Annotated in this window: 4 protein-coding genes; all 4 read left to right on the plus strand. The window is 68.2% G+C overall.

Features of this window, described 5'->3' with window-relative positions; genetic code table 11:
- The coding region (locus tag ACIQ6O_RS12630; RefSeq protein ID WP_396208147.1) for a hypothetical protein at positions 1-1,115 on the plus strand (1,115 nt) is incomplete at its 5' end.
- 28 nt (positions 1,116-1,143) lie between these two features.
- A complete protein-coding gene (locus ACIQ6O_RS12635; protein ID WP_396208148.1) occupies positions 1,144-2,877 on the plus strand; it encodes a hypothetical protein in 1,734 nt (577 codons plus the stop codon).
- Positions 2,878-2,924: 47 nt separating this feature from the next.
- Positions 2,925-4,214 carry an asparagine synthetase B gene (locus ACIQ6O_RS12640; protein WP_396208149.1) on the plus strand — a complete coding sequence of 430 codons (1,290 nt, stop codon included), beginning with the start codon at positions 2,925-2,927 and terminating at the stop codon, positions 4,212-4,214.
- 1 nt (position 4,215) lies between these two features.
- Positions 4,216-5,136 (plus strand): JAB domain-containing protein (locus ACIQ6O_RS12645; RefSeq protein ID WP_396208150.1); only part of this gene is annotated, 921 nt, incomplete at its 3' end.

Consider the following 5,136-nt stretch of genomic DNA (forward strand, 5'->3'; position numbering starts at 1 on the left):
AGGGCCAGCAGGGACAGCAGGGCCAGCAGGGACAGCAAGGCCAGCAAGGCCAGCAGGGCCAACAAGGACAGCAGGGCCAGCAGGGACAGCAGGCGCGTCAGGCGGCCGACGCCATGGAGCGCGCGGCGCAGCAGCTGTCGCAAGCGCGGGATGCGCAGGTCAACGCATGGAAGGGCGAGCTGTCCGATCAGCTCGACCAGTCCATCAACGAAACGATGCAGCTCGCTCGGCAGCAGGCCGAGCTCGAAAAGAAGATGCGCCAGCAGGGACAGCAGGGGGCGCAGGGGATGCAGGGGGAGCAGTCGGCGCTGCAGCAGGGCGTGCAGCAGGCCGCCGAGCGACTCGAGCAGGCCGGGCGTCAGTCATCGCTGTTGTCGCAGCGCTCACAGAAGCAGATGGCCGAAGCGCAGCGTCGCGTGCAGCAGGCCACGCAGGCCACGCAGCAGGCCGGTCAGGGGCAGCCCGGCGGTACTGAGCAGGCGCAGAGCGCGATGAAGGATGCCAGCGAAGCGCTCAACCAGGCGCTCAGTTCGCTCGTGCGCGATCGCGAGCGCGTGAACAATGCGCAGAGCGCGTCGGGCTTCAGCGAGATGATGGAGCAGCTCAAGCAGTTGGCGCAGCAGCAGGGGCAGCTCAACAGCCAGATGCAGGGGCTCAACATGATGCCCGGCGGCGCCAAGGGTGATCAGGCGCAGCAGCAGGCGCGCGTGCTGGCGCGGCAGCAGCGCGACGTGGCGCGCAGCCTCACCGATGTGAGTGATGCCGACCAGACCGGTCGCACCGATGCGTTGGCCAAGGAAGCGCAGCAGCTGGCGCAACAGATCGAACGCAACGGGCTCGACCCGGCCGTCGCCGCGCGGCAGCAGCAGCTGTATCGCCGGTTGCTCGATGCGGGGCGGTTCCTCGAGCAGGAAGAGCGCGACGATCAGGGGCCGCGTGAGGCCAAGGCAGGTAATGGCAACGGGAACACCGGTCGCGTGGACGGACCGCAGTCGGGCAAGGCAGGGAGCAAGTACGCGCCGCCCACGTGGAACGACCTCCGCGGGCTCGGTCCCGACGAGCGCCGTATCGTGATCGAGTACTTCCGTCGGCTCAATGGCACCACGCCGCCGTAACCCTGTGGCCCACCCGTGGTACGATCGCGTGAGGCACCGCCTCTGTACCGAGGCGGTCGCGCTGGCGAGTGTGTGTCTGTCGCTCACGGCCGGCGCGCAGGCGAGCAAGCCGGCCAGCGCCGCTGATCCGCTCTCGCGCGGGCTCGAGGCCGAGGACAAGCGAGATCGCGTCGGTGCCAGTGCCGCGTATCGTGAGGCCCTCACGGGCGCCCTTTCGGTTGGCAGTACCGACGGTGATCGCATTGCCGTGGCACTGCTGGGGCTCGAGCGCGTCTGGAACGATGCCGGGATGCTCGATTCCATCGTGCCGGTGGTCTCGCGCGTGCTGCAGTTCCGACCCACCGATCCCACGGCCCGCGGTGTGCAACTGCGCACGTATCTCAGCATGGGGCGCGATGCCGAGGCGCGCGACGCATTCACCACCTGGCGGCGGGCGGCAGGGAACGAAGCCGCGCCGTTCCGTGAGTATGCGCGTCTGTTGCTGCAGGCCGGTCGCGCCCTTGCGGCTGACAGTGTCCTGAGCGAAGCCGGCCGCCTCATGGGCGCGGCAGGCGCCTTCTCGGGGGAAACGGCGCAGCTGCACCTCGCGCTCAAGCGTTACGTGCCGGCTGTGCGCGCGTTCCGTGAGGCCATGCTGGACGAACCGTGGCTGGAAACGGCTGCGCTCTTCGGCTTGCAGCGCGTCCCGGCGGAGACGCGCGATTCGGTGCGCGCCGTGCTGCTCGCGCCGCCCGTGACGTTCGCCCCGCGCCGCCTGCTGTCGTCACTCGAATTCGCCTGGGGCGAGCCGCGCCGCGCGTGGAGTGCCATCAGCACGCTCCCCGCTGACGATTCCACCACCGCCACGTGGCGGTCGTTCGCCGAACGAGCCGAACTCAACGAAAGCTGGCTCGTGGCGCGCGAGGCTTGGACGGCGGTATTCGATCGGGCGGGAGACATCGAGTCGCAACAGCGCGCCGCCGAAGCATCGCTGCGTGCTGGTGATGCGGCGGCCGCGTTGAACATCGTCCGCCGCAAGTCGACCGTGGGCAAGGTGGCCGATTCGGTGCGCGTGCGCGCGCTGCTCGGGCTCGAGATCGCAGCGCTCGGGGAACTCGGGCGCGGTAACGAAGCGCAGCAGAAGCTCGATGATGCGGCAAAGAAGCTCGATCCGGATACGCGCGCCTCGCTGGCGCGGCCACTCGTGGCCGGCTGGCTGCGCGCCGGCGAGGTGGCGCGGGCCAAGGCGGCCATGAACGGTACGGAGCTGGCCGACGACGATGAAATGGCGGGCTGGCTCGCCCTCTACGAGGGCGATGTGGTGAATGCGCGCAAGCGTCTCCTGCGTGCGGCCTCCAACCGCCCGGAGTTGGTGGACGCATTGGGCATTCTGGCGCGGACCCGTGTGGAGCAGCTCCCCGGCCTCGGCGAGGCGTTCGCCACGCTCGCGCGCAAGGATTCCACCGGCGCGGCGAAGCGCTTCGTGCAGCTCGCCGACTCGGTGGGCGCCGCCGCGCCGGCGTTCATCGCGCAGGGGGCGCGGCTATCCAGGAAGAACGAAGCTGTCGCGCTGTACGACCGCATCGTGCGTGACTTTCCCCGGAGTCCCGAAGCCCCTGAAGCCCTGCTCGCGTGGGCACGGGCGTTGCGTGAGGCCGGCGACAAACCGGCGGCCATCACGAAGTTCGAACAGCTGCTGGTGGACTACGGCACGAGTGCGCTGGCGCCGCAGGCCCGTCGTGATCTGGAGCGCCTCAAGGGCGCCATTCCGCCCGCGGTGTAACCCGGCGCCCTGCGTCCCGCTCACTGCTACCTGCTACCTTTCCCTGTATGCCCGTTCACACCCGGTTCGCACAGGTTCTGCGCCAGGCACTGTTCCTTGTCGGAGCCGTGGCGTTGTTCGCGCGCCCGGCGCTCGCGCAGCATCTGCTGCTGCCCATGGACGACGGCCAGCGTAATCACCTCAAGGCGTACGGGGTGACGTATCAGGCGCTCAAGGCGGGGCAGAAGGCGGAGTGGTTCCTCAACTACCGCGGTGGCGCGTTCCTGCTCCCCGACGTCCCCGATCTGCGCAAGCGCGCGGCGCTCGATGGTGTGAGTGTGGAGCCGCTCAGCGATGCCGACGTGGCCAGCATGCGCGCCGAGATCGCCGGCGGCAACATGGACGCCGTGGTGCTCGAACGCTCGCCCAAGATCGCAATTTATCGCCCCGTCGATCAGCCACCCTGGGACGATGCGGTGACGCTCGCACTCACGTATGCCGGGATCGACTTCACGTCGGTGTGGGACGACGACGTGATGAAGGGCGACCTCAGCAAGTACGACTGGGTGCACCTGCATCACGAAGACTTCACCGGCCAGTACAACAAGCTCTACCTCGCCTATCGCGACGCGCCCTGGTTCGTCGCGCAGCGTGAGCGCGACCTGTCCACCGGCCGGAAGTTCGGCAAGAACGACGTGCCGGGCCTCAAGAAGGGCGTGGCGGACAACATCCGGGGCTTCGTGGAGCGCGGTGGTTTCCTCTTCGCCATGTGCGGCGCCACCGAGTCACTCGACTTGTCCATCGCCTCGTTCGCCGTGGACATCGCCGGGCCGTTCTCCGACGGCACGCCGCCGGATCCCAACGCCGACAGCAAGCTCGATTGGACGCGCGCCCTCGCATTTCAGGGCGCGCATATCGAGCCGTCGCCGTACGTGAACGCACTGAGCGACATCGATGGGCACCAGGTGAACGTGCCGTCTCGGCGTCAGCCGCTGGGGGCGTTCTCGCTGTTCGGGTTCAGCGCCAAGCTCGATCCCGTGGCGAGCATGCTCGTGCAGAATCACCGCACGGTCATCCCCGACTTCTACGGGGTGACCACGAGCTTCAACAAGGCCGTGGTGAAGACCGGCGTCACGGTGCTCGCCCAGGAAGATGGCGCGCCGTGGAGCAAGTATCTGCACGGCGATTACGGCAAGGGCTCGTGGACCTTCCTCGGCGGGCACGATCCCGAGGACCCGCAGCACGCCATCGGCAGCGCGCCCACGGATCTGTCGCTGCACCCCAACTCACCGGGGTATCGGCTCATCTTGAACAACGTGCTCTTCCCGGCCGCGAAGAAGAAGCCCCGGAAGACGTGACGTGACGGTGGTCTCGGCAGGGGAATCGCGGCTGCTGCCCAAGGCGGCCGCCGCCATTCGCACACAGATCCGGCTGCATGGTGGCAACGAAGTGTGCTTCGTGTGCACCGTGGACGAGCAGGGGCACGTGGCCACGGCGCGCAAGGTCGCCGCGGGCGACGTCAAGAGTGTGCTCGCACTGCCCGGCGTGGCCGACCGCGGTGACCTGCTGGTGCACAATCACCCGAGTGGTGAGCTCACGCCCAGCGACGCCGACATGGAGGTGGCGTACCGCTTGCACATGAACGGGGTGGGCTTCGCCATCGTGGACAACGATGCCACGCGCATCTACTTCGTTACGGAGATTCCGCAGGGGCGCGAGCTCGTGCCGGTGAACGCCGACGAAGTGGATGTGGCGCTCGGTCCGTACGGCCTCGTGGCGCAGGCCATGCGTCAGGTGCACGGGGCGCGCAATTACGAGGACCGGCCGAGTCAACGCGCGATGGCCACGCAAGTGGTGAATGCCTTCAACGAAGGCGGCGTCGCGCTGCTCGAAGCGGGTACCGGCGTGGGCAAGTCGCTGGGGTATCTCGTACCCGCACTGCGCTGGGCCGCGGCCAATGGGGAACGCACGGTGGTGAGCACCGCCACCATCACGCTGCAGGAGCAGCTGGTGGCCAAGGACCTGCCGTTTCTCCAGCGCGCGCTCACCGATCAGCCGGTGCGCTTCGCGCTGCTGAAAGGCTGGCGCAATTACTTGTGCCTGTATCGACTCGAGCAGGCACAGGGTGCGGGGGCAGCGCTGTTCGAAGACAACGCCACCGAGGAAGTGGCGAAGATTGCCGAATGGGCGCAGCGCACGCAGGACGGTTCACTCAGTGACCTCGGTACCGCGCCGCGCTCCGACATCTGGGATGAGGTGGCCGCCGAGCCGGATTTGTGC

The sequence above is a fragment of the Gemmatimonas sp. genome (genome assembly GCF_044345575.1).
Classification (GTDB): domain Bacteria; phylum Gemmatimonadota; class Gemmatimonadetes; order Gemmatimonadales; family Gemmatimonadaceae; genus Gemmatimonas.

Coding starts and splice junctions, on each gene's coding strand:
- ACIQ6O_RS12640 (WP_396208149.1), top strand. CDS start 2,925: ATGCCCGTTCACACCCGGTTCGCACAGGTTCTGCGCCAGGCACTGTTC.